Annotated in this window: 20 protein-coding genes; 9 read left to right on the forward strand and 11 right to left on the reverse strand. The window is 67.6% G+C overall.

Going from position 1 to position 20,920, the window contains the following annotated elements; all coding sequences use genetic code 11:
- Position 1 precedes the first annotated feature (1 nt).
- Together mnmE and MRBLST15_RS16480 are read left to right on the forward strand one after the other, a co-directional pair.
- Complete coding sequence (gene mnmE / locus MRBLST15_RS16475; protein ID WP_367786816.1) at positions 2-1,351, forward strand: tRNA uridine-5-carboxymethylaminomethyl(34) synthesis GTPase MnmE; 1,350 nt, start codon at positions 2-4, stop codon at positions 1,349-1,351.
- A gap of 277 nt (positions 1,352-1,628) precedes the next feature.
- The gene (locus MRBLST15_RS16480) at positions 1,629-2,744 is read left to right on the forward strand and encodes a glycerophosphodiester phosphodiesterase (protein ID WP_367786818.1); all 1,116 of its coding nucleotides are present in this window, start codon (positions 1,629-1,631) and stop codon (positions 2,742-2,744) included.
- A gap of 149 nt (positions 2,745-2,893) precedes the next feature.
- On the opposite strand, the gene MRBLST15_RS16485 is transcribed toward MRBLST15_RS16480, so the two are convergent.
- Positions 2,894-3,664, reverse strand: a complete 771-nt coding sequence (locus MRBLST15_RS16485; protein WP_089241925.1) for a rhomboid family intramembrane serine protease — start codon at positions 3,662-3,664, stop codon at positions 2,894-2,896.
- Between the two features lie 106 nt (positions 3,665-3,770).
- Positions 3,771-4,727, reverse strand: coding sequence for a TerC family protein (locus tag MRBLST15_RS16490; RefSeq protein WP_025875596.1), 957 nt, complete (start codon positions 4,725-4,727; stop codon positions 3,771-3,773).
- A gap of 349 nt (positions 4,728-5,076) precedes the next feature.
- Between MRBLST15_RS16490 and MRBLST15_RS16495 the strand changes: the two genes are divergently transcribed.
- Positions 5,077-6,246 (forward strand): class I SAM-dependent rRNA methyltransferase, encoded by a 1,170-nt coding sequence (locus MRBLST15_RS16495; RefSeq protein WP_265952063.1) that lies wholly within the window; start codon positions 5,077-5,079, stop codon positions 6,244-6,246.
- A gap of 70 nt (positions 6,247-6,316) precedes the next feature.
- On the opposite strand, the gene MRBLST15_RS16500 is transcribed toward MRBLST15_RS16495, so the two are convergent.
- Together MRBLST15_RS16500 and MRBLST15_RS16505 are read right to left on the reverse strand one after the other, a co-directional pair.
- On the reverse strand, positions 6,317-7,183 hold the full coding sequence (locus tag MRBLST15_RS16500; protein ID WP_312705150.1) for a hypothetical protein: 867 nt from the start codon (positions 7,181-7,183) through the stop codon (positions 6,317-6,319).
- A complete protein-coding gene (locus tag MRBLST15_RS16505) occupies positions 7,180-7,998 on the reverse strand; it encodes a protein klaA (protein WP_367786821.1) in 819 nt (272 codons plus the stop codon). The genes MRBLST15_RS16500 and MRBLST15_RS16505 overlap by 4 nt, the downstream gene beginning before the upstream one ends.
- A 157-nt stretch (positions 7,999-8,155) precedes the next feature.
- On the opposite strand from MRBLST15_RS16505, the gene MRBLST15_RS16510 reads away from it, so the two are divergent.
- Positions 8,156-9,397 carry a dipeptidase gene (locus MRBLST15_RS16510; RefSeq protein ID WP_367786823.1) on the forward strand — a complete coding sequence of 414 codons (1,242 nt, stop codon included), beginning with the start codon at positions 8,156-8,158 and terminating at the stop codon, positions 9,395-9,397.
- 70 nt (positions 9,398-9,467) lie between these two features.
- On the opposite strand, the gene MRBLST15_RS16515 is transcribed toward MRBLST15_RS16510, so the two are convergent.
- From MRBLST15_RS16515 to MRBLST15_RS16525, 3 genes are all read right to left on the reverse strand, one after another.
- Positions 9,468-10,895 carry an amino acid permease gene (locus MRBLST15_RS16515; protein ID WP_265952068.1) on the reverse strand — a complete coding sequence of 476 codons (1,428 nt, stop codon included), beginning with the start codon at positions 10,893-10,895 and terminating at the stop codon, positions 9,468-9,470.
- A gap of 154 nt (positions 10,896-11,049) precedes the next feature.
- Positions 11,050-11,463, reverse strand: a complete 414-nt coding sequence (locus MRBLST15_RS16520; RefSeq protein WP_312705147.1) for a hypothetical protein — start codon at positions 11,461-11,463, stop codon at positions 11,050-11,052.
- Between the two features lie 46 nt (positions 11,464-11,509).
- Positions 11,510-12,586 carry an aldo/keto reductase gene (locus MRBLST15_RS16525; protein WP_414716154.1) on the reverse strand — a complete coding sequence of 359 codons (1,077 nt, stop codon included), beginning with the start codon at positions 12,584-12,586 and terminating at the stop codon, positions 11,510-11,512.
- A gap of 111 nt (positions 12,587-12,697) precedes the next feature.
- Here MRBLST15_RS16525 and MRBLST15_RS16530 point away from each other — a divergent pair, with 111 nt between their 5' ends.
- Positions 12,698-13,666: a LysR family transcriptional regulator gene (locus MRBLST15_RS16530; RefSeq protein ID WP_265952070.1), complete on the forward strand. Its 969-nt coding sequence runs from the start codon at positions 12,698-12,700 to the stop codon at positions 13,664-13,666.
- On the opposite strand, the gene leuE is transcribed toward MRBLST15_RS16530, so the two are convergent.
- Complete coding sequence (gene leuE / locus MRBLST15_RS16535) at positions 13,604-14,233, reverse strand: leucine efflux protein LeuE (protein WP_265952071.1); 630 nt, start codon at positions 14,231-14,233, stop codon at positions 13,604-13,606. The genes MRBLST15_RS16530 and leuE overlap by 63 nt on opposite strands.
- 12 nt (positions 14,234-14,245) lie before the next feature.
- Positions 14,246-15,220, reverse strand: a complete 975-nt coding sequence (locus tag MRBLST15_RS16540) for a LysR family transcriptional regulator (protein WP_367786827.1) — start codon at positions 15,218-15,220, stop codon at positions 14,246-14,248.
- A gap of 89 nt (positions 15,221-15,309) precedes the next feature.
- On the opposite strand from MRBLST15_RS16540, the gene MRBLST15_RS16545 reads away from it, so the two are divergent.
- Positions 15,310-16,317 carry a zinc-binding alcohol dehydrogenase family protein gene (locus MRBLST15_RS16545; protein WP_367786829.1) on the forward strand — a complete coding sequence of 336 codons (1,008 nt, stop codon included), beginning with the start codon at positions 15,310-15,312 and terminating at the stop codon, positions 16,315-16,317.
- Between the two features lie 145 nt (positions 16,318-16,462).
- Here the strand turns inward: MRBLST15_RS16545 and MRBLST15_RS16550 are convergent, their stop codons facing one another.
- Entirely contained in the window at positions 16,463-17,068 is a 606-nt protein-coding gene (locus MRBLST15_RS16550) for a glutathione S-transferase family protein (RefSeq protein WP_265952074.1), read from the reverse strand.
- Positions 17,069-17,113: 45 nt separating this feature from the next.
- Between MRBLST15_RS16550 and rmuC the strand changes: the two genes are divergently transcribed.
- The 3 genes from rmuC (at position 17,114) to MRBLST15_RS16565 (ending at position 19,808) form a co-directional block, all read left to right on the forward strand.
- Entirely contained in the window at positions 17,114-18,664 is a 1,551-nt protein-coding gene (gene rmuC / locus MRBLST15_RS16555; RefSeq protein ID WP_367786831.1) for a DNA recombination protein RmuC, read from the forward strand.
- A 71-nt stretch (positions 18,665-18,735) separates the two neighbouring features.
- Complete coding sequence (locus MRBLST15_RS16560) at positions 18,736-19,137, forward strand: hypothetical protein (RefSeq protein ID WP_367786833.1); 402 nt, start codon at positions 18,736-18,738, stop codon at positions 19,135-19,137.
- A 125-nt stretch (positions 19,138-19,262) separates the two neighbouring features.
- Positions 19,263-19,808: a glutathione peroxidase gene (locus MRBLST15_RS16565; RefSeq protein ID WP_025875625.1), complete on the forward strand. Its 546-nt coding sequence runs from the start codon at positions 19,263-19,265 to the stop codon at positions 19,806-19,808.
- Positions 19,809-19,918: 110 nt separating this feature from the next.
- Here the strand turns inward: MRBLST15_RS16565 and MRBLST15_RS16570 are convergent, their stop codons facing one another.
- Positions 19,919-20,920, reverse strand: coding sequence for an MlaA family lipoprotein (locus MRBLST15_RS16570; RefSeq protein WP_265952080.1), 1,002 nt, complete (start codon positions 20,918-20,920; stop codon positions 19,919-19,921).

Below are 20,920 nucleotides of genomic sequence, written 5' to 3' on the forward strand. Positions count from 1 at the left end.
GATGAATGAGATGACGCGCACCGAGACCATCGTGGCCATTGCCAGCGCACCGGGTGCGGGCGGCGTCGGCCTGCTGCGCCTGTCGGGCCCGCGCGCCGCAGCGATTGCCAACGCGCTCGGTGCGCCGACGCTGCGCCCGCGCCATGCGCACTACGCGCGCCTGCGCGATGTAGACGGTGAAGTGATCGACGACGGCATCGTGCTGTGGTTCCCGGCGCCGAACAGCTTCACCGGCGAGGAAGTGGTGGAGCTGCAGGGGCATGGCAGCCCCGTACTGCTGCAGCAGCTGGTCGCGCGCTGCATCGCACTGGGTGCGCGCCAGGCCCGGCCCGGCGAGTTCAGCGAGCGCGCGTTCCTCAACGGCAAGCTCGACCTGGCCCAGGCCGAAGCCATCGCCGATCTGATCGCCGCCGGTGACAACCGCGCCGCACGTGCGGCACGCCGTTCGCTGGATGGCGTGTTCTCGCATCGCATCGACACTGTGGTCGAACAGCTGGTGCTGCTGCGCATCCACGTGGAAGCGGCGATCGATTTCGCCGACGAACCGCTGGATACGCTCGGCGGCGCGCAGGTGCGGCGTGGGCTGGAGCAGGCGCGTAGTGACCTGGCCTTGCTGCGCCGTGATGCCGAGCGCGGCCGTCGCCTGCGCGATGGGCTGCATGCCGTGCTGATCGGCCCACCGAATGCCGGCAAGAGTTCACTGTTGAACGCGTTGGCCGGCAGTGAGCGCGCCATCGTCACCGACATCGCCGGCACCACCCGCGACACCCTGCGCGAGACGATCCGACTGGACGGACTTGAACTGACCCTGGTCGACACCGCCGGCCTGCGTGATGGCGGCGACGCCATCGAACGCGAAGGCATGCGCCGCGCGCGCGCGGAGATCGAACGTACCGACCTTGCCTTGATCGTGCTGGATGCACGCGAGCCGGCGGCGGGTGAAGCGGCCATCGGTGAGGCCGTGCTGGCGGTACCGCACAAGGTGTTCATCCACAACAAGTCGGATCTGCTGGATGCGATGCCGCTGCTGGACGACCCGGACCGCGTGTTCGTCTCCGCTGCCACCGGCGCGGGACTGGACGACCTGCATGCGCGCCTGCGTTTGATCGCCTCGGCCGGCGCGGGCGAGCAGGTGGACGGTGAGTTCTCGGCGCGCACCCGTCACGTGGATGCCATCGAGCGTGCGCAGGAACACGCGCATCGCGCTGATGCAGAGCTGGTGCATGAGCGCCTGGAGCTGGCCGCCGAGGAACTGCGGTTGGCGCATGATGCGCTGGGTGAGATCACCGGGCAGATGAGTGCGGACGATCTGCTGGGAAGGATCTTTTCCAGCTTCTGCATCGGCAAGTAAGCCCGGGTCAGATCCCCGAACGGCCTGTGATCCTCGACATCGATCAACCGCGCGGCTCACGCTCTGGTAGATGCCAACCTTGGTTGGCACTGGGCATCCGGGGCCATGGCCCCCCAATAGCAGAGCGCCGACCAAGGTCGGCGACTACCGGATCCTGGAGATCCGCATCTGGCAGATTGGGGTCGGAGCCCCTTCGGGGATCCGACCCCGGCTCCCCCAACCTGTCACATTCCCGCCGCATACTGACGCCCATCACAAACCGCTTGGGGAAGTCGCAGTGAAGTCGTGGGGTCGTGCGTTGCTGTTGTCGCTGGCCGTGGCACCATCGGTGGCCATGAGTGCTGAATCCTCCCCTGCGGCCGCGCCCAAGGTGTCGGTCTACGGTCATCGCGGCGCAAGCGCGCTGCTGCCCGAGCACACGCTGGCGGCCTATGCGCAGGCGATCGCCGACGGCGCCGATTACATCGAACCGGACCTGGTGATGACCAAGGACGGGGTGATGGTGGCCCGCCACGAGAACGAGATCGGTGGCACCACCGATGTGGCCGAGCACAAGGAATTCGCCAAGCGGAAGACCCGCAAGGTCATCGACGGGCAGACGGTCGAAGGCTGGTTCACCGAAGACTTCACCCTGGCCGAACTGAAGACCCTGTACTCCCGCGAGCGACTGCCGGAATTCCGCAGCACCGCCTATGACGGCCAGTTCCGCATCGCCAGCCTGGACGAGATCCTGGCGTTCCTGGTCCAGCAGGCCGGTCGTGCCAACCGTGGCATCGGCCTGGTGCCGGAGATCAAGCACCCGACCTATTTCCAGTCGATCGGCCTGCCGATGGAAGACACGCTGCTGGCTGCGCTGCGTGGCAACGCCTATACCAACGTCGGCCCGGTCACCATCCAGTCGTTCGAGACCGCCAACCTGCGCTACCTGCGCGGCAAGATCCCGCGTGGCAGCAACATCCGCCTGCTGCAGCTGCTGTGGAAGGGCGATACCCAGCCGGCCGACATCGCCAAGGCCGGCGGTGCGCTGACCTATGCGCAGATGATGACTCCGGCAGGGCTGAAGGACATCGCGGCCTATGCCGATGGCATCGGCCCGGAGCTGCGCTCGATCATCCCGCTGGATGCCAACGGTGCGCTGGGTACGCCGACGTCGCTGGTGCGCGATGCGCACGCGGTGGGCCTGATGGTGATCCCGTACACCTTCCGCCCGGAGAACCATTTCCAGGCCAGCAACCTGCGCAAGGGCGCGGACACTGCGCGCAATGCGGAAGGGTCGATCGCCGAGATGCGCGCCTACCTGGCGACCGGCATCGATGCGTTCTTCACCGATGACCCGGCGCTGGGCCGGCAGGCGGTGGATGGAATGGGCGCGGCGGGAAACGCGGCGAATTGATGCACCGGTGGTAGATGCCAACCCTGGTTGGCACACGGTCGCCGCAGGGGCATGAACGCCGGAGGCAGGAGCGCCGACCAAGGTCGGCGGCTACCAGGCCATCGGTGATCGGGGTCAGAGCCCCTTCGGGGATCCGACCCCGTCACAGCTCAACCGCGCGGATCTTCCGGCCGGCGGAACGGGACGACCACATAGTCCTGCCCTTCGCGCGGCTGCCACAGTACCGGCACGCGCTGCGGCGACGGCGGCTCGAGTTCGTCGTCGGCCAGCGGCTCGACCTCTTCTTCCTCGTCCTCCCAGCTGTAGCGCGGGCGCGGCGGCAACGGGTCGGCGTTGCGGAACAGCAGCGCGGCGATGATGCCGGCGAAGGCACCGCCCATGTGCGATTGCCAGGACACGCCGTCGGCGTGCGGCAGCACGGTCATCAGCATGCCGCCGTAGAACAGCATGCCGATCAGCCCGGTGGCGATGGCCGCGCGGTCGCGGCGCAGCAGGCCGAGGCTGGCCAGCAGGAACATCAGGCCGTGGGTGACACCACTGGCGCCGAGATGGAAGCTGCCGGGATTGCCCAGCATCCACGCACCGATGCCCGAACCGACCCAGAGCAGGGGCAGGGCACGTAGCGTGGCCTTCGGATAAACGCTGCCGGCAAGGGTGCCGAGGATCAGGATCGCGGCGCTGTTGGCGGCGATGTGTTCGACCGAGGCATGCAGCAGCGGCCCGCCGATCAGGCCGAGCAGGCCCTTGGCTTCCAGCGGTGCCACGGCCCAGGGCCGCCAGTCGAAATGGTCCTGCAGGGCGAACACGGCCACCAGCACCAGCACGGCGGCCAGGCTGGCATTGAAGGCGCGCAGGATGCGCGTGCGGTCGTTGCGGTCGGCCGGCGCGTCGCCGGCGGGCAGGGGCGCGTTCGTGTTCATACCCTCAGCAATGGCGGTGGCCGGCGCGAAACCAAGGCCACCGCTGCGGGAGAGTGGCTGCGGCCGGCGGGACAATCCACCGGCCGCATCCTTCAATCCGCCTGGATCAGGCGCCGCCTTCCTTCGGCGGGTTCTTCAGGCTCAGCACCACCGTGGCAGCGATGATCACCGCGACCACGCCCAGCGAGATCGGGGTCGGGATCTTGAACAGGTCGATGATCATCATCTTGATGCCGATGAAGGCCAGTACCAGGGCCAGGCCGTACGGCAGCAGGTGGAAGCGGTCGGCCATGCCGGCCAGCAGGAAGAACATCGCACGCAGGCCGAGCACCGCGAACACGTTGGAGGTCAGCACGATGAACGGGTCGGTGGTGATCGCGAAGATCGCCGGGATGCTGTCCACCGCGAAGATCACGTCGGTGACTGCGATCAGGATCAGCACCGCGAACAGCGGGGTGAACCAGCGCACGCCGTCGCGCTTGACGCTCATGGCGTTGCCTTCGTAATCCGGCAGCAGGCGCAGGTGCTTGCGCATCCAGCGCAGGGCCGGGTTGGCTTCCAGGTCAGGTTCCTGGCCCGCGGCGAACCACATCTTCCAGCCGGTGAAGAGCAGGAAGGCGCCGAATACGTAGAGTAGCCAATGGAACTGGGTGATCAGCACGCTACCGGCGAAGATCATGATCGTACGCAGCACGATCGCACCCAGGATGCCGATGATCAGCACCTTCTGGCGCTGTTCCTCCGGCACCGCGAAGTAGCTCATGATCATCAGGAAGACAAAGATGTTGTCCACCGCCAGCGCCTTCTCGACCAGGTAGCCGGTCAGGAACTCCAGGCCGACCTTGTTGGCCACGACCTGGCCGGCGGTTTCGTTCAGGTAGAACCAGAGCCCGCCGTTGAAGGCCAGCGCCAGCGCGACCCAGCCGATGGACCACCACAGGGCTTCCTTGAAGGTGACCTTGTGCGGGCCACCGTGGCGCATCAACACGAGGTCGACCAGCAGGGCGATGACCACCACCGCTGCGAAGCCGCCCCACAACCACAAATTACCGATCGTCTGCATGGGTTTGTCCGTTGGGAAATGAAAAATGCCTCAAGCCGGACGGCGAGGATCTGCAACGGAGGATCGGGAGGGGATCCAGGGACAGAGCTTCGCCAGTACGGCGAAGGTCTCGCTCGCAGTTCCGATGGGCCGGAACTGCCGTTGCACCGGAGCCTGCGGGCTCGAATTGACGGCGACAACGTCTGGGAGCTACTCCCCTTCTGCCGCCGATTCTGCGGCCTGGCCGGGCCGGCGTCAAATGCCCGGCTGCCGGGGCCAGCTCTGGCAGGTGCCAACCTGGGTTGGCACACCGGCCGGGGTCAGAGCCCCTGTGGGGATCTGACCCCGGCGCCCGGTTTACAATAGGTGGATGACTACCCCCCTTCCCGTTGTCCGCCTCAAGAACGCGTGGCGTTCCAGCCACCCGTGGATCTTCCAGAAACTGGTCGAGAAGCCGACCGTCCGGCCCAAGCCCGGCTCTCTCGTCGACGTCGTCGGCGTGGATGGCGAGTTCATCGGCCGTGGCTTCTACAACGGGCATTCGCGTATTGCCGTACGCATCCTCGAAACCGACCCGCAGATCCCGCTGGATGCCGGCTGGTTCTCGCGCAAGATCGCCCAGGCGGTGTCGCTGCGTCGTGAGGTGCTGAAGCTTGATGCGGTGTCCGACGCCTGGCGCGTGGTACACAGCGAAGGCGACGGTCTGTCCGGCCTGGTGGTGGACCGTTACAACGACCTGGTGGTGGTGGAGTTCTTTGCCGCCGGCATGTTCCGTCACCGCGAATGGATCTACGACGCCCTGCGCGAACAGTTCCCGGGCTGCCGTTTCCACAGCTTCGCCGACGAACACGTGCAGAAGCAGGAAAGCTTCGACTTCCACGGCAACACCACCACCGAAGCGTCGGTGATCACCGAGTACGGCATCAAGTTCCGCGCCGACCCGGCCGGTGCGCACAAGACCGGTTTCTTCGCCGACCAGCGCGAGAACCGTGAGTGGCTGAGCCAGCAGGTGGAAGGCAAGAGCGTGCTCGACCTGTGCTGCAACACCGGTGGTTTCGCCGTGTATGCGGCCGCGCGCGGTGCATCGGAAGTGGTTGGCATCGACATCGATGAAGACGTCATCCAGATCGCCAAGGGCAATTCGCGTTTGAACAACGTGCGCCCGAAGTTCGTCCAGTCCGACATCTTCCCGTGGCTGCGTGATGCGGCCAACCGTGGTGAGCAGTACGACGTGGTGATCCTGGACCCGGCGAAGATGACCCGCGACCGCGAGCAGGTGATCACCGCGCTGAAGAAGTACCTGGACATGAACAAGCTGGCGCTGGGCGTGGTCAAGCCCGGTGGCCTGTTCGCCACGTTCTCCTGCACCGGCCTGGTGGCCGAGGACCAGTTCCTGGACATGCTGCGTCGTGCAGCGTACTTCTCCGGCCGCACCATCCAGATCCTGAAGGTGGCCGGCGCTGGTCCGGACCATCCGTTCATGGCCCACGTGCAGGAATCGCGTTACCTGAAGGCCGTGTTCTGCCGCGTGGTGGACTGACCCACGGCAGGTGAAGCCGGGCCATGCCCGGCGCCCGCACACGGTGCGGAAGACTGTCCGCGCGCCAGCCTCAGGGCTGCGCGCGCGGCGGCGCAGGAACCGGCTGCAGCTGCTGCAGTAGCCCGTTGATCACCTCGGACCTGCGGCGCAGGTGGCGGCCGAGCACGATCGCCACCGTACCCAGCGCCAGCAGCGCCGGTACGGCCAGCAGTGCCAGCACCCAGCCAACGTCGAACAGAAGCCAGCTCAGCAGACGCTGGCCGTGCCATCGCTGTGACCGTTCGGAGCGGGGCAGACCGGCTGCCTTCTCGAAGCGGGACTGCATTGCCGGCGATACCGGAACGCCGATGTCCTCGCCATTGGCCAGCGCGCGTGCGGTGGCAACCACGGCCGGCGAGGCCACGCCGTAGGGCAGCTCCTGCTGTGCCCGCAGATAGGCCTGCCACTGCGGGCTGAAGCTGCTGAAGTCTGGACTGGCGATGAGCGCGTCCAGCTGCCGATGGTCGAGCCGATCGCCCTGGCCCATGGCGGGTGCGGTGATGCCCATGCTTCCCAATGCACCGCACAGCAGCATCGAACCCAGCGCGAACGACCAGGCGAAGTGGCGAACACGATGGCGGCCGAGCAGGTCGCGCACGCCGAAGAACATCCACACCAGCAGCAAGGGGGCCATGACCATCAGGGTGAGCAGCTGCTTGCCTGTGTCCTTCGCCCCATAGCCCGCCGGCACGTGCGCCCATGACGGCGGACCGAGCTCGGTGCCGGTGAATGCCAGCGCCATGTAGGCCAGCGCCGTGGCCGCCAGCGGAAGGCAGGCCAGGCCGAAGACCCGCAGCAGCGAGACCCGCCGGTAGAACGCGCGCAGGCCCGGAACAGCTTCCACCCGCGCCTGCAGATCCGGCGGGATCTGCAGCGGATCGCGTACCGACGCGCTCATGCCGGCACCCCGGACGCGCGCAGCAACTGCTGCAGGGCCTGTTTCAGCTGGTCCTGCGCCTGCGCAGCACTGGCGATCATCTGTGGGCTGGCGTTGTCGCTGTTGTGCAGCGCCTGGAGGGTCTGGCGCCAGATCGGCAGCAGGATCTGCACCGTCTCGCTGTAGCGGTCCAACAGGTCGATGGCATTGCTGCGAGCCAGCTGCACCTGCATCCGGCTCATCGAATGGCTGGCCAGCAGGGCGGTCAGGTTGGCCACCCGGCGCTGCAGGCGCTCAACCGGGCGGTCGAGCACCGGCGCATCATCGGCGCTGTCGACGGTCGCTGGCAGTTCCTGCAGGAACTGCACGCCTGCATCGATGTACACCTGCAGTCGCACACCCTGCACGTCATGTTCGTGCAGCTGCGCATCCAGTCGATCGACGCTGGCGCGTACAGCGATGGCCTCGCGCTCGATCCTGGCCAGTACATCGCCGTTGCTGCCCATGGCGATGCGCCGGCGCAGGCGGTCTTCGATATCGGCACCGGTGAACCGCTCCCACCACCCCGCGCGCTGCAGCAGCGCATTGGGATCGTGTTCGGACAGCCGGCTGACCAGCTCAGCGAGCGCCTGGGCCAGCGCGTTGGCGCTGCCATCCTGCCAGGCCGGCTCGGCACTGGCACTGGCGAGGTCGGCCGGGCCATAGCGGCCGATATCGGTGCGCCCGGCGAACAACGTTGGCAGCACATCACGCTTGAGCTGTTCAACGGTGACCATGCTGGCGGGGACAGGCGCTTCGCCCTGCACGGGCAGCGCCGGAGGCTGGGACTTCGACATCGGTGTTTCCATTCCATGGTCGACGCAGCACGCGGTGCTGCACGCTGCCCTTATCGGCTGCGGGCGAGTGTAATGGAGCTGGCTGGCCAATGCGGCACTACCCGCGTTGGCTGTCCCGGCGCTATGGTCGTGTCCTTCCCATTGCCGGTGGATGCCCATGCCGTCGTTGCGTCGTCTCTCCCTGCTGCTCGCGCTGGCGCTGAGTGCGCCGCTGTCCGCCCATGCCATCGACTTCAGCGCGCAGGAACTGGCCCGGGCCAAGGCACTGCAGCAGCGCCTGCTGACCCTGGACAGCCATCTGGATACGCCGGCCAACTTCGGCCGCGACGGCTTCGACATCGAGCAGCGGCACGACCGCAACGCGCTCTCGCAGGTGGATTACCCGCGCATGGTCGAAGGCGCGCTGGATGGCGGCTTCTTTGCGATCTACACCGACCAGGGCGATCGCACTGCCGCGGAGCATCTGGCCGAGCGCGATCACGGCCTGCAGCGTCTGCTGGAGATCCGAGAAATGCTGGCCGCCAACCCCGAGCGCTTCGCGCTGGCGCTGACCGCTGATGATGCGGCGCGCATCAAGGCCGCCGGCAAGCGCGTGGTCTACATCAGCATGGAGAACGCCAGCCCGCTGGTGGCCGATCCCAGCCTGCTCTCGTTCTATCACCGTGCGGGCCTGCGCCTGCTCAGCACCGTGCACTTCGCCAACAACGAGTTCGCCGATTCGGCCACCGACCCCAAGGGCGCGGAGTGGAAAGGCCTGAGCCCGGCCGGCAAGGACCTGGTACGGCAGGCGGTGAAGCTGGGCATCGTCATCGACCAGTCGCACGCATCCGATGCCGTATTCGATGATCTGCTGGCGATGATGCCGGTGCCGTTCGTGCTGTCGCACAGCTCGGCCAAGGCGATCTACGACCACCCACGCAACCTCGATGACGCGCGCCTGCGCCGCCTGGCCAAGGCCGGCGGCGTGATCCAGGTGAACGCGTATGGCGGCTACCTGATCGACACCGCCAAGTCGCCCGAGCGCAAGCAGGCCGAAGAAGCCCTGAGCAAGCAGCTGGGTGGCTGGGAAGGCATGACCATCGAACAGGGCGTGGCGCTGCAGAAGGCCGAACAGGCACTGGACCACGAGCATCCGGTGCGCCACGCCAGCCTGGACGACTTCTTCGCCCACTTCGAGCACATCCTCAAGGTGGTCGGCCCCGAGCACGTCGGCATCGGCCTGGACTGGGATGGCGGCGGTGGCCTGAGCGACCTGCCCGATGTCAGCCAGTTGCCGAAGATCACCGCGTGGCTGTTGCGCAAGGGCTACACCGAGCAGCAGATCGCCGCCATCTGGGGCGGCAACCTGCTGCGGGTGATGCGCCAGGCGCAGGACTACGCGGCAAAGCAGGGCGGCTAGCCGCCCTGCGGTAGGGCCGGCCGCTGGCCGGCAATCCCCAAAGACCGCCGGGCATGGCCCGGCGCTACCTTTACCGGCCGATCAGCGCGTTGCGACGGCTGTAGGCGAAGTACAGCACCAGGCCGACCACGTTCCACGCCAGGAAGTACAGCTGGGTGGTGTGCGGCAGGCTGATGAACAGGTAGATGCAGCCCAGTGCCGCCAGCGGGCCGACGATGAAGGCCAACGGCGTGCGGAAGGTGCGCTCGCGGTTCGGCTCACGCACGCGCAGCACCACCAGGCAGATGCCAACGGCAGTGAACGCGGCCAGGGTGCCGGCATTGGCCAGCGCGGCGATCTCGTCCAGGCGCGCCACACCGGCCAGCGCCGACACCACCACGGCGGTGAACAGCGTGGTCGCCACCGGCGTGCCGGTGCGCGCGTTGACCTTGGACAGGCCACGCGGCAGCAGGCCATCGCGGCTCATGACGAAGAAGATGCGGCTCTGGCCGTACAGGAAGGCCAGCAGCACGGTCGGCAGGGCGATGATGGCGATCACGCCGATCAGCATCGCGGCGGTCGGCTGGCCCAGCTGGCGCATGATCAGTGCCAGCGGCTCGGCACTCTGGCCGAACACGGTGTAGCTCATCGCGCCGATCGCGGCCAGCGCCACCAGCACGTACACGATGGTGCAGCCGACCATCGAGCCGATGATGCCGATGGACAGGTCGCGCGCCGGGTTCTTGGTTTCTTCGGCGGCGGTGGAGATCGCATCGAAGCCGTAGAACGCGAAGAAGATGATCGCCGCCGCGGCCATCACGCCGCGTTCGACGCCATCCGGTCCCAGCGTCTTGGCGAACCCGTAGGGCATGAACGGCTGCAGGTTGTTGGCGTCGAACGCCGGCAGGGCCACCGCCACGAAGATGGCCAGCGCGATCAGCTTGAACACGACCAGGATCGCGTTGAGGGTGGCGCTCTCCTTGGTACCGGCCATCAGCATCAGTGCCACCAGCCAGGTGATGACGATGGCGGGCAGGTTGATCATGCCGCCGTCGACGTGCGGGCCCGCCGCGAGCATGGCCGGCAGGCGCAGGTCCCAGCCGAACTGGGTATGCACCCATTCAAGGAAGCCGACGAAATAGCCCGACCAGCCGACCGCCACGGTACTCACCACCAGCGAGTACTCCAGGATCAGGCTCCAGCCCACCACCCAGGCGAAGACTTCGCCCAGGGCACTGTAGCTGTAGGTATAGGCGCTGCCGGCGGCCGGCATCATCGTGGACAGTTCGGCGTAGGCCAGTGCCGCGCAGGCACACACCGCGCCGGCGATGGCGAAGGAGATCAGCACGGCGGGGCCGGCGCGGTCGGCACCGACGCCGATCAGGGTATAGATGCCGGTGCCGACGATGGCACCGATGCCCAGCGCGATCAGGTGCGGCCAGCTGAGGGTCGGGACCAGGCGCCGGCCGGCTTCATGGACGGTGACGGAATCTAGGGACTTGCGCCGGAGCAGGGACATGCAGGCCTCGGAAGGGGTGACTGAGAACGACAAGTCCCCGAGTGTGACCGAACGCAGCGCAGCATTGCCACTGACGGGGGGCATGGCCGGCACAGCGCGCGCTGGACTGTGGGCACGCTGCCGGAATCGGCACAAACGGCCTCAGTCCAGGCGGCTACCAGTGACAGCCGTCGTCCTGGAAGGCGTTGAAGTCTTCTTCGAAATCCGTTCGGCGACCGTCTCGGGCCCGCACGTAGCTGAAGCTGTAGATCCGTGCGCCCTGCGTGCTCAGCGTGTAGTGACCGTTGATGCGGCCCTCCACGCGCTCTTCCCAGACGGTATCGAACTGGTAGGGGCGGTCTTCGTCCAGCACCGTGGTTTCTTCGGAAACCCGGTGCAGCGGCAGGCGCTCGCGGTGCCCGGCGTAGCGCACATCGGCGCGGCCATCGTCCAGCCAGCGCCATTCCAGGTGGATCGTGCCGTTGGCACCGCCGGTGAGGCAGCGGTGATCCGGTGCGGCCGTGGCCGGTGCACTGGCAAGCAGCAACACCAGGGCTGCAGCGACCGCGAGTGTTGGTGTTGCGGCCATGGCGCCTCCTTCCAGCATGGGGCGCCAGCATAGCGCGCCCCCGGTATTACCTGCCCGGTGCGCGTGGCTGCAGACGCGTACCACCGCTCATCAGCATGCGCGGCAGCGGCATCTGCAGGAAGTCGTGCGGGAAGGCAGGCGCGACCGCGCTGATCGCATCCAGCCGTGCCAACGCCTCAGCCGGCAGCGCCAGCTCCAGCGCCGCCAGGTTGTGTTCCAACTGGTCCAGGGTGCGTGCACCGACGATCGGCATGGCCCCGGCCGCGGGTCGTTGCAGCAACCAGGCCAGAGCGACCTGCGCAGCCGAGTGCGACAGCTCTGCCGCGATCGCAGCGACTTCCCCGGCGATGTTCAACGAACGCGGCGTCAACGCGCCATTGATGAGCGCGACATTGCGTCTGGAACCACCCGGCGCGGCCTCGGCGGTCTCGGCTGCGGCCAGGTCCGCCGCGCTGTATTTGCCGGTCAGAACGCCGCTGCCCAGCGGCGACCACGCCACCACGCCCAACCCGAGCGCATCGGCCATCGGCAGCAGTTCGTGTTCGACGCTGCGCTGGATCAGGCTGTATTCGATCTGCAGCGCCACCAGTGGCGACCAGCCGCGTAGATCGGCCAGGGTCTGCATGCGCGCGATCTGCCAGGCTGGCGTGTCCGAGATGCCGGCGTACAGCACCTTGCCGCTGCGCACGAGGTCGTCGAAACCGCGCATCACCTCGTCCACCCCGGTGGTGTCGTCCCAGGCGTGCAGGTACAGCAGATCCAGGTAGTCGGTGCCGAGCCGGCGCAGGCTGTCCTCCACCGAGCGCATCATGCTCTTGCGATGGTTGCCGGCGTTGTTCGGATCGCCCGGCACGGTCGCCAGGGTGTACTTGCTGGCGATCACCAGCCGTTCGCGGCGGCCTTGGGCGAACCGCCCGAGCAGGGTCTCTGCGCTGCCATTGGTGTAGTTGTTTGCGGTATCGACGAAGTTGCCACCACGTTCGACGTAGACATCGAAGATGCGGCGGGCCTCGGCTTCGTCCGCGCCCCAACCCCAGTCGGCACCGAAGGTCATCGTGCCCAGCGCCATCGGGCTGACACGCAGGCCGGAGCGGCCGAGCAGGCGGTAGTGATCAAGTGACATGTGGCATTCCATCGGAGGAGGCGGGTGTTCCGCCGGGAGGCCAAGCATCCGTCCGATGATCTTGTGGATAAACTGGATGCAGTCGAACTGACAATGAAGGAAGGCTTCACAATGGATCCCTCCGCACCGCTGTCTGCGGTGGTTGCCTTTGTCCACGTGGCCGACCACGCCAGCTTTACCCGCGCCGCCGATGCCCTGGGCGTCTCGACCTCGGCGCTGTCACAGAGCGTGCGTGCGCTGGAGGCGCGGATGGGCGTGCGCCTGTTGCAACGGACCACGCGCCGGGTGGGTCTGACCGAGCACGGCGCACGCTTCCTGCAGCGCGTGCGTGGCGGGTTGGCACAGATCGAATCGGCCTTCGACGACCTGGACAGCGCGCGGACGGTGCCGGCCGGTCGGCTGCGCATCACCCTGCCACGCATCGTTGCCGAACGCCGGGTTCTGCCGGCGCTGCCGTCCTTCCTGGCCCGGTATCCGCAGGTAGAGGTGGAATTGTGCGTGGAGCCGGCGCTGACCGATCTGGTCGCCGAGGGTTTCGACGCCGGCATCCGCCTGGGTGAATCGTTGGCGCAGGGCATGATCGCGGTGCCGATCGGGCCGCCCGAGCGCCAGGTGGTGGTGGCCACGCCGGGCTACTTCGCGCGCCACGGGGTGCCGCTGAGCCCGCAGGAGCTGCAGGGCCACGACTGCATCGTCCATCGCCGCGCCAATGGCCGGCTCATGCCCTGGGAATTCAGCCGTGAGGGGCGTGACCTGGACGTAGCCGTCGCGGGGCGGCTGGTGTTCAACGATGCCGAACTGGCCTATGCGGCGGTGCTGGCTGGGCTCGGCATGGCACAGGGCTTTGCTTCGCTGGTCGCCGACGACCTGGCTGCCGGCCGCCTGCGCAGCGTGCTGGAGGACTGGCAGCCGCCGTTCCCCGGCTTTCATCTGTACTACCCGGCGCGCGAGCATATGGCGCCCAAGCTGCGGGTGTTCATCGACCACCTGCGCGCGGCCCTCCGCGCCGACGGGCTCTCAGCCGTTCAGGCCCAGGCGGATGCCGAAGCCGACCAGGAACAGGCCGGCCACACGCCGTAGCGCATCGCTGACCCGCGGGTGCTGGATCAACCGACGGCGGGCCAGGTTGCCGACCCAGATCAGCAGCGAGCAGTAGGCGATGCTGACCACGAAGATGATCCCGGCCAGCGCGGCGAACGTGGCGATGCCCTGGTGGGCCTTCGGGTCGATGAACAGTGGCAGGAAGGCCATGTAGAACAGGATCGCCTTCGGATTGAGCAGGCTGACCAGGATCGCCTGGTGGAAGTAGCGGCCCGGCTGCATGCGCACCGGGCCAACCTCGGCACCGTCGCCCTTGGGCGTGCGCAGCAGGCTGATGCCGACCCACACCAGGTACGCCGCGCCGAGATACTGCACGGCATGGAACACCGTCGGATTGGCCTTCAGCAGCGCGGCCACGCCGGCCAGCGCCAGCCACATCAGGATCTGGTCGCCGACCAGCAGGCCGGCCAGCGCCGTGTAGCCGCCGCGCACACCGCCACGACCGGTGGCGGTCAGCAGGGTGAAGGTGCCCGGCCCGGGCAGGGCCAGAAACACCAGCACGGCGACCAGAAATGTCCACAGGTCCTGGATGCCCATCCACGGCATGGCGCGATTCTCTTACAACGGGGGAGCGCCATTGTCGGCCAGTGACGTTGCAGGCGACAGGGGCACGTCGCCATGGCCGGGTATCGCGGACAGCAGCGGTTGCAGGTACTGGCGCAGCTGCGCGTGCAGTTGCCGCACCGCCGGTGAGAACTGCTTGCGGTGCGGACACACCAGCTGCAGGGGGATGTGGCTGCCGATGCCATCCAGCAGCACCTGCAGGCGTCCACCCAGCACGTCCTCGCGCACGTCCAGCCAGGATTTGTAGGTGATGCCTTCGCCGGCGACCGCCCAGCGCCGCACCACGTCGGCGTCGTCGCAGACCAGTGGCCCGCGCACCGGGATCACTACGCGGCGCCCCTCCAGCTCGAACGACCAGCGATCGTAGGCGCGCCCGCCGAGTTGGTAGACAAGGCAATCGTGTTCACGCAGATCGTCCAGCCGGGTCGGCGTGCCACGCCGCCGCAGGTACTCGGGCGATGCGGCCAGCACGCGCCGGTTGCCTTCCAGCAACGGCAGGGCGACGTAGCTGGCGTCGTCGAAGTGGCCGATGCGGATGGCCACGTCGACCGGGTCGCGGAACACGTCGGCCACTTCGTCGGACAGGCGCAGGTGCAGGCGCAGCCGTGGATGCGCGGCGCGGAACGCAGTCAGCCACGGTAGCAGCAGGTTGCGGCCGAAGTCCGAGGGCGCCGACAGCTGCAGGGTGCCGTGCAGTTCCGCATCCTCGCCCTGCACCCGCGCCTGGCCTTCGCGCAGGGTGGTCAGAACGTCCTGCGCGTAGGGCAGGTACAGCGCACCTTCGGCGGTCAGCCGCAGGCTGCGGGTGGTGCGTACGAACAGGCGCAGGTCCAGTTCGCGTTCCAGCCGCGCCACCGCTGCGGCCACCTGGCCCGGCAGCAGGTCGGCCTCGCGCGCGGCCTGCGAAAAGCTGCCCAGCGCGGCGGTGCGGACGAACAGCTGCAGATCGTCGAAACGGACCATTTTCATTGCTGCAGTGAAAGTGTTGACCGATTCTGCGCCTTTCTGCCTCCCTGCGCACGGCGCACGCTGTGGCCTCTCCTCACTGGATCTCCCCCATGCGCGCTATTGCCTACACCCATGCCGGCCTGCCGATCGACGACCCGCAGGCCCTGATCGACCTCGACCTGCCCGTACCGCAGCCGGGCCCACGCGACCTGCGGGTGGCGGTGCGCGCGGTGGCGGTGAACCCGGTCGACACCAAGGTGCGACGCGGCGCTGCCACCGACGGCCCGCGCGTGCTGGGGTGGGATGCGGTTGGTGTGGTCGATGCGGTCGGCAGCGAAGTGACCCTGTTCCAGCCTGGCGATGCGGTGTACTACGCCGGCGTGATCGATCGCCCGGGCAGCAACGCCGAATACCAGCTGGTGGACGAGCGCAGCGTTGGCCGCAAGCCGGCCAGCCTGGACGATGCCGCCGCGGCGGCGCTGCCGCTGACCGCGATCACCGCGTGGGAACTGTTGTTCGACCGCCTGCGCATTGCCGAAGGCGGCGGCGATGGCCAGACCCTGCTGGTGATCGGTGCAGCGGGCGGCGTCGGTTCGATCCTGGTGCAGTTGGCGCGTCGGTTGACCAAGCTGACGGTGATCGGTACCGCCTCGCGCCCGGAGACCCAGGACTGGGTGCAGGCGATGGGCGCGCACCATGTGATCGACCACACCCGGCCGCTGGCCGAGGGCCTGGCCCGGCTCGGCATCACCGAGGTGGACCACGTGGCCAGTCTGACCCACACCGACCAGCACTACGCACAGATCGTCGAGCTGCTGGCGCCGCAGGGGCAGCTGGGACTGATCGATGACCCGGGCCAGATCGATGTGATGGCGCTGAAGCGCAAGGCGCTGTCGCTGCACTGGGAATCGATGTTCACCCGGCCGCTTTACAGGACCGCGGACATGCAGCGCCAGCATGACCTGCTGAACCGGGTCGCCGAACTGGTCGATGCCGGTGTGCTGCAGACCACGCTGGGTGAGCACTTCGGGCGCATCGACGCGGCCAACCTGCGGCGTGCGCATGCGCTGCTGGAGAGCCATCGGGCGAAGGGCAAGATCGTGCTGGAAGGCTGGTAAGGCCACGCCCTTCCTGTAGAGCCGAGCTCACGCTCGGCTGCTGTTGGCACATGCCGTTCAGCCGAGCATAGGCTCGGCTCTACACACGTACCTTCCAACGTGTCGACCAAGGTCGACACCTGCCAACAGCGGCGAGAACCTCTCCTCAGGCCACGCCGTTGTCCACGTAGGCGCTGAAACCCGGCTGCTGTCGCAGGCGCTCGAACCAGGCTTCCACGTGGGGCAGCGCCGGTTTGTTGCCCGGTGTGCTGCGCCAGCGCTGCGCCGACAGGCCCAGGACGATGTCGGCCAGGGTGAAGGTGCTTCCCGCCACGTAGGCGTTGCTGGCCGCCAGTTGCGCGTCCAGCGTGCCCATCAGCTGGTTCCAGTGCGTCAGGCTGGCCTCCGCGCGCGCGTCATCAGCGAAGTCGGGGTGCTGGCGCACGCGGGCCATGAACACGTGGCGCCAGGCGCTGTTGAGGTCGGTGGCCTGCCAGTCCATCCACTGCTCGACCCTGGCGCGGTCCTCCGCCACGGTGGGTAGCAGGTCATCGCGGCCCTGGCGTGCGGCCAGGTAGCGGCAGATGCTGTTGGACTCCCACAGCACGAAGTCGCCGTCGCGCAGCACCGGCACCTGCCGGTTCGGGTTGAGCGTGACCAACAGGTCCGGCGCGGGTGCCGGGTCATGCGTGAACGCGAGATCGAGTTCGGCGCACAGCCACAGCACTTTGCGCACGTTGATCGAGGTGGGCTTTCCGTACAGAACAATCATGGGCTCGTTTCAGCAGCTGAGACTCGGCCAGCCTACACTTGCCACATGCAAACCGAATTCCTCCTCGTCGCCGGCCTGCTGCTGGTCGTGCTCGTCCTGCAACTGGTGGCGCTGCTGCGCCGCCCGCCCCACGACCGCCTGGAACAGGCCGTGCGTGATGAAGCGCGCGTCGGCCGCAGCGAGCTGCGCGAGCAGCTCGATGGGTTCGCGCGCGCGCTGACCGATCTGTCCACCCGCACCGATCAGCGCCTGGATCTGCTGCGTGAAGCGCTGGGCGAAGATGCGCGCAAGGCCCGCGCCGAGGCGGCCGACAGTCAGCAACGCAGTGCCGTCTCGCTGGGCGAACGCCTGCAGGAACTTCGCGTGCAGCTGGATGTGTTCGGCCAGCAGCAGGAGGCGCGCATCCATGCCTTCGGCCAGCAGCTGCAGGAACTGACCGCCCGTACCGATACCCAGTTCGGTGCGCTGCGGCAGGCCCTGGTGGAGGACGCGCGCAAGGGCCGCGAAGAGGGCGCGCAGTCGCAGCAGCGCCTGACCGAGAGCCTGGGCCTGCGCCTGCAGGAGCTGACCCAGCGCAACGAACAGCGCATCTCGGAAATGCGCACCACCCTGGAAGAACAGCTGCGCGCGCTGCAGGCCGACAACGCGCAGAAGCTCGAGCAGATGCGCCACACTGTGGACGAGAAGCTGCAGTCCACGCTGGAAACGCGGCTGGGCAATTCGTTCAAGCTGGTGTCCGAACGCCTGGAACAGGTGCAGCGCGGGCTGGGTGAAATGCAGCAGCTGGCAACCGGCGTGGGCGACCTGAAACGGGTACTGACCAACGTCAAGAACCGCGGCAGCTGGGGAGAAGTGCAGCTGGAGAACATCCTCGAGCAGACCCTCACCCAGGAACAGTACGCGCGTGGGGTCAAGGTGCGTCCTGACGGCAACGAGATGGTCGACATTGCCGTGCGCCTGCCGGGCCGTCGCGACGACGACACGCCGGTCTGGCTGCCGATCGATTCCAAGTTCCCGCGCGAAGACTATGAGCGCCTGCTCGATGCGCAGGAACAGGGCGATGCCGAGGGCGTGCGCCTGCAGGGCATCCAGCTGGAACGCGCGATCCGCGTGCAGGCCAAGTCGATCAGCGAAAAGTACATCGTGCCGCCGCACACCACCGATTTCGCGGTGATGTTCGTGCCTACCGAAGGGCTGTATGCCGAGGTGATCCGGCGTCCGGGCCTGGTCGACCTGCTGCAACGCGAGCATCGCGTGGTGGTGGCCGGGCCGACCACCGTCACCGCGCTGCTCAACAGCCTGCAGATGGGCTTCCGTACCCTGGCGATCGAGCAGCGATCGAGCGAAGTGTGGGGGCTGCTGGGCGCAGTGAAGAGCGAGTTCGGCAAGTTCGCCGGCATCCTCGAGAAGGCCGAGAAGCAGATCACCACCGTGGGCCGCAGCATCGGCGAGGCCAGCCGCAAGACCCGCACCATCGAACGCCGACTGCGTGGCGTGGAATCACTGGCGACCGAACAGGCGCAGGGCCTGCTGGGCGATCTGAGCGAAGCACCCAGCGACGAAGAGGCGGCAGAAGGCGAGGGTGAGGACGCCTGACGCCGGCTGACACGCCGCCTGCATGGGCGGATGCGTATGCTGGCGCCGTCCATACCGAATCAGGTACCGCCATGCGCCTCCGATTTCTTGCCTGCCTTGCGCTGAGCGCGCTGCTTGCCAGCTGCAGCAGCACCCCACCGGCCAGTGAAGATGCCGGCGCGGCAGCCACAGCGGCCGTCAGCCCTGAAGCCGCTGCAGCCCTGGAAGAAGCGCGCGATGTGGACTGTCGCGCGGCTGGCGGCACGCTGCAGCCGTTGGGACGCCTGCAACGCGTGCAGTGCGTGATTCCCTATGCCGACGCCGGCAAGTCCTGCGGCAGCAAGAGCGACTGCAGTGGCCAGTGCCTGGCGACGGGCGAGGTCGCTGCCGGTGCGGTGGCGACCGGCACCTGCCAGCGTGATGCCAGCCAGACCTTTGGTTGCCGCCAGCGCATCGACGGTGGCAAGGCGCAGGGCACGATCTGCGTTGATTGAGGACGTCCTGTAGAGCCGAGCCCATGCTCGGCTACCGTGGCATCAGCCGAGCATGGGCTCGGCTCTACAACAGCGCGTGCGGCGGTATGCTGGTGGGCCTTTCCCCGCTGTAGCCGGAGCCCCGCGTGAGCACCTCGATCCAGGACATTTCCCTCACCACCATCGACGGCCAGCCGTCCTCGCTTGCTGACTACCAGGGCAAGGTCCTGCTGCTGGTCAACGTGGCGTCCAAGTGCGGCCTGACCCCGCAGTACGAAGGCCTGCAGGCGCTGTACGCGGAGAAGCACGCGCAGGGCCTGGAAGTGCTGGGCTTCCCGGCCAACAACTTCCTCGGCCAGGAGCCGGGCAGCGAGGCGGAGATCCAGCAGTTCTGCCAGCTGACCTACGACGTGAGCTTCCCGATGTTCGCCAAGATCAGCGTGGCCGGTGAAGACACCCACCCGCTGTACCAGCAGCTGACCGCCGCGCAGCCGCAGGCGATCGGCGAAGGCCCGCTGCGCGAGCGCCTGGCCAGCAAGGAGATTCCGATCCACCCGGCACCGGCGGTGCTGTGGAATTTCGAGAAGTTCCTGGTCGGCCGCGATGGCAAGGTCATCGCCCGCTTCGCCCCGGACGTTGCCGCCGATGATGCGCGCCTGCGCGAAGCGGTCGAGGCGGCACTGGCAGCCTGATCGGCCAGGGTCGGATCCCTTTTCACGGGAAAGGGCTCCGACCCGACCCACAGCGCCCAAAAAAAACCCCGCCGAGGCGGGGTTTTTCGTTCATGCGGGGCCAACGTGGATCAGTTGGTCCACTGCGGCATCGGCATTGCATCGACCGGGATCGGCGAATTCGCATCGTCGCTGCCACGCTCGCGCTTGCCGCGCAGATCGTTCTCGATCTGGTAGTTGCGGCGCTGCATCCAGGCATCGCGGACCAGGGCGTATTCGTCCACCGCGGTATCGCGCAGGTCGTCGATCGCCAGCAGCTGTGCACGCGTATCGACCAGCTGCAGGCCCTGCAGGCCGATGCGGTACTTGTCGCTCTCGATGCGGCGGATCGGCGACAGCGGGATGTCACCGGCCAGGCCGAACACATCACGCACGGTACGCGGGCCGAAGAACGGCAGTTCCACATAACGCGAACGACGCCAGCCCCAGGCACCCAGGGTCTGCCCGAAGTCCTCGTTGCGACGCGGCACCATCGCCTTGCTGGCCGGGTCGAACAGGCCACCAATGCCCAGCGTGCTGTTCATCAGGAACCGGCCCAGGCTGTCCCACGCATCGGCCGGACGGCCCTGCAACAGCTGGTTGGTGATGGTCAGCGGCGCGCGCAGGTTGCTGAAGAAGTTGCTTACGCCGGTACGGGCGAAGCGCGGCACCACGTGGGTATAGGCGGTTGCCAGCGGACGGGCGATACCGCGGTCGACCGCATTGTTGAACCCGTGCACCTTGCGGTTGAACGGTTCCCACGGGTCGTACGCAGTGGTGCTGGTGGTGCTGCCGTTGGCGCCGTACAACGCGTCGAAGTCGTCATCGCCGCCCGGAGCGGTGGCGGCGGCATCATTGCCGCTTGCACCCTGCGAAGCGGTAGCCGAAGCCGGCGTGGCCGCTGCAGGTACGGGGGCGTCGGCAATAGCACTCGCAGCAGGTGCATCGGCACCCGCTGTGCTATCGACGGGGGCGGTACTCGTCGCCGGCACCACGGTGTCGGCCACCGGCGCGTCGCTGCGTGCCGGCTTGCCGGCACAGGCGCTGAGCGCGGCGGCCAGGAGGATCAGAGGGAAAACGCGCACGACGTTCAT

Origin of the sequence: Stenotrophomonas sp. LST15-1-1.1 (genome assembly GCF_040815575.1) — a bacterium.
Taxonomy (GTDB): Bacteria; Pseudomonadota; Gammaproteobacteria; order Xanthomonadales; family Xanthomonadaceae; genus Stenotrophomonas; species Stenotrophomonas lactitubi_B.

Coding starts and splice junctions, on each gene's coding strand:
- mnmE (WP_367786816.1), top strand. CDS start 2: ATGAATGAGATGACGCGCACCGAGACCATCGTGGCCATTGCCAGCGCA.
- MRBLST15_RS16485 (WP_089241925.1), bottom strand. CDS start 3,664: ATGAACACGAACGCGCCCCTGCCCGCCGGCGACGCGCCGGCCGACCGC.
- MRBLST15_RS16490 (WP_025875596.1), bottom strand. CDS start 4,727: ATGCAGACGATCGGTAATTTGTGGTTGTGGGGCGGCTTCGCAGCGGTG.
- MRBLST15_RS16495 (WP_265952063.1), top strand. CDS start 5,077: ATGACTACCCCCCTTCCCGTTGTCCGCCTCAAGAACGCGTGGCGTTCC.
- MRBLST15_RS16500 (WP_312705150.1), bottom strand. CDS start 7,183: ATGAGCGCGTCGGTACGCGATCCGCTGCAGATCCCGCCGGATCTGCAG.
- MRBLST15_RS16505 (WP_367786821.1), bottom strand. CDS start 7,998: ATGTCGAAGTCCCAGCCTCCGGCGCTGCCCGTGCAGGGCGAAGCGCCT.
- MRBLST15_RS16510 (WP_367786823.1), top strand. CDS start 8,156: ATGCCGTCGTTGCGTCGTCTCTCCCTGCTGCTCGCGCTGGCGCTGAGT.
- MRBLST15_RS16515 (WP_265952068.1), bottom strand. CDS start 10,895: ATGTCCCTGCTCCGGCGCAAGTCCCTAGATTCCGTCACCGTCCATGAA.
- MRBLST15_RS16520 (WP_312705147.1), bottom strand. CDS start 11,463: ATGGCCGCAACACCAACACTCGCGGTCGCTGCAGCCCTGGTGTTGCTG.
- MRBLST15_RS16525 (WP_414716154.1), bottom strand. CDS start 12,586: ATGTCACTTGATCACTACCGCCTGCTCGGCCGCTCCGGCCTGCGTGTC.
- MRBLST15_RS16530 (WP_265952070.1), top strand. CDS start 12,698: ATGGATCCCTCCGCACCGCTGTCTGCGGTGGTTGCCTTTGTCCACGTG.
- leuE (WP_265952071.1), bottom strand. CDS start 14,233: ATGCCGTGGATGGGCATCCAGGACCTGTGGACATTTCTGGTCGCCGTG.
- MRBLST15_RS16540 (WP_367786827.1), bottom strand. CDS start 15,220: ATGAAAATGGTCCGTTTCGACGATCTGCAGCTGTTCGTCCGCACCGCC.
- MRBLST15_RS16545 (WP_367786829.1), top strand. CDS start 15,310: ATGCGCGCTATTGCCTACACCCATGCCGGCCTGCCGATCGACGACCCG.
- MRBLST15_RS16550 (WP_265952074.1), bottom strand. CDS start 17,068: ATGATTGTTCTGTACGGAAAGCCCACCTCGATCAACGTGCGCAAAGTG.
- rmuC (WP_367786831.1), top strand. CDS start 17,114: ATGCAAACCGAATTCCTCCTCGTCGCCGGCCTGCTGCTGGTCGTGCTC.
- MRBLST15_RS16560 (WP_367786833.1), top strand. CDS start 18,736: ATGCGCCTCCGATTTCTTGCCTGCCTTGCGCTGAGCGCGCTGCTTGCC.
- MRBLST15_RS16570 (WP_265952080.1), bottom strand. CDS start 20,920: ATGAACGTCGTGCGCGTTTTCCCTCTGATCCTCCTGGCCGCCGCGCTC.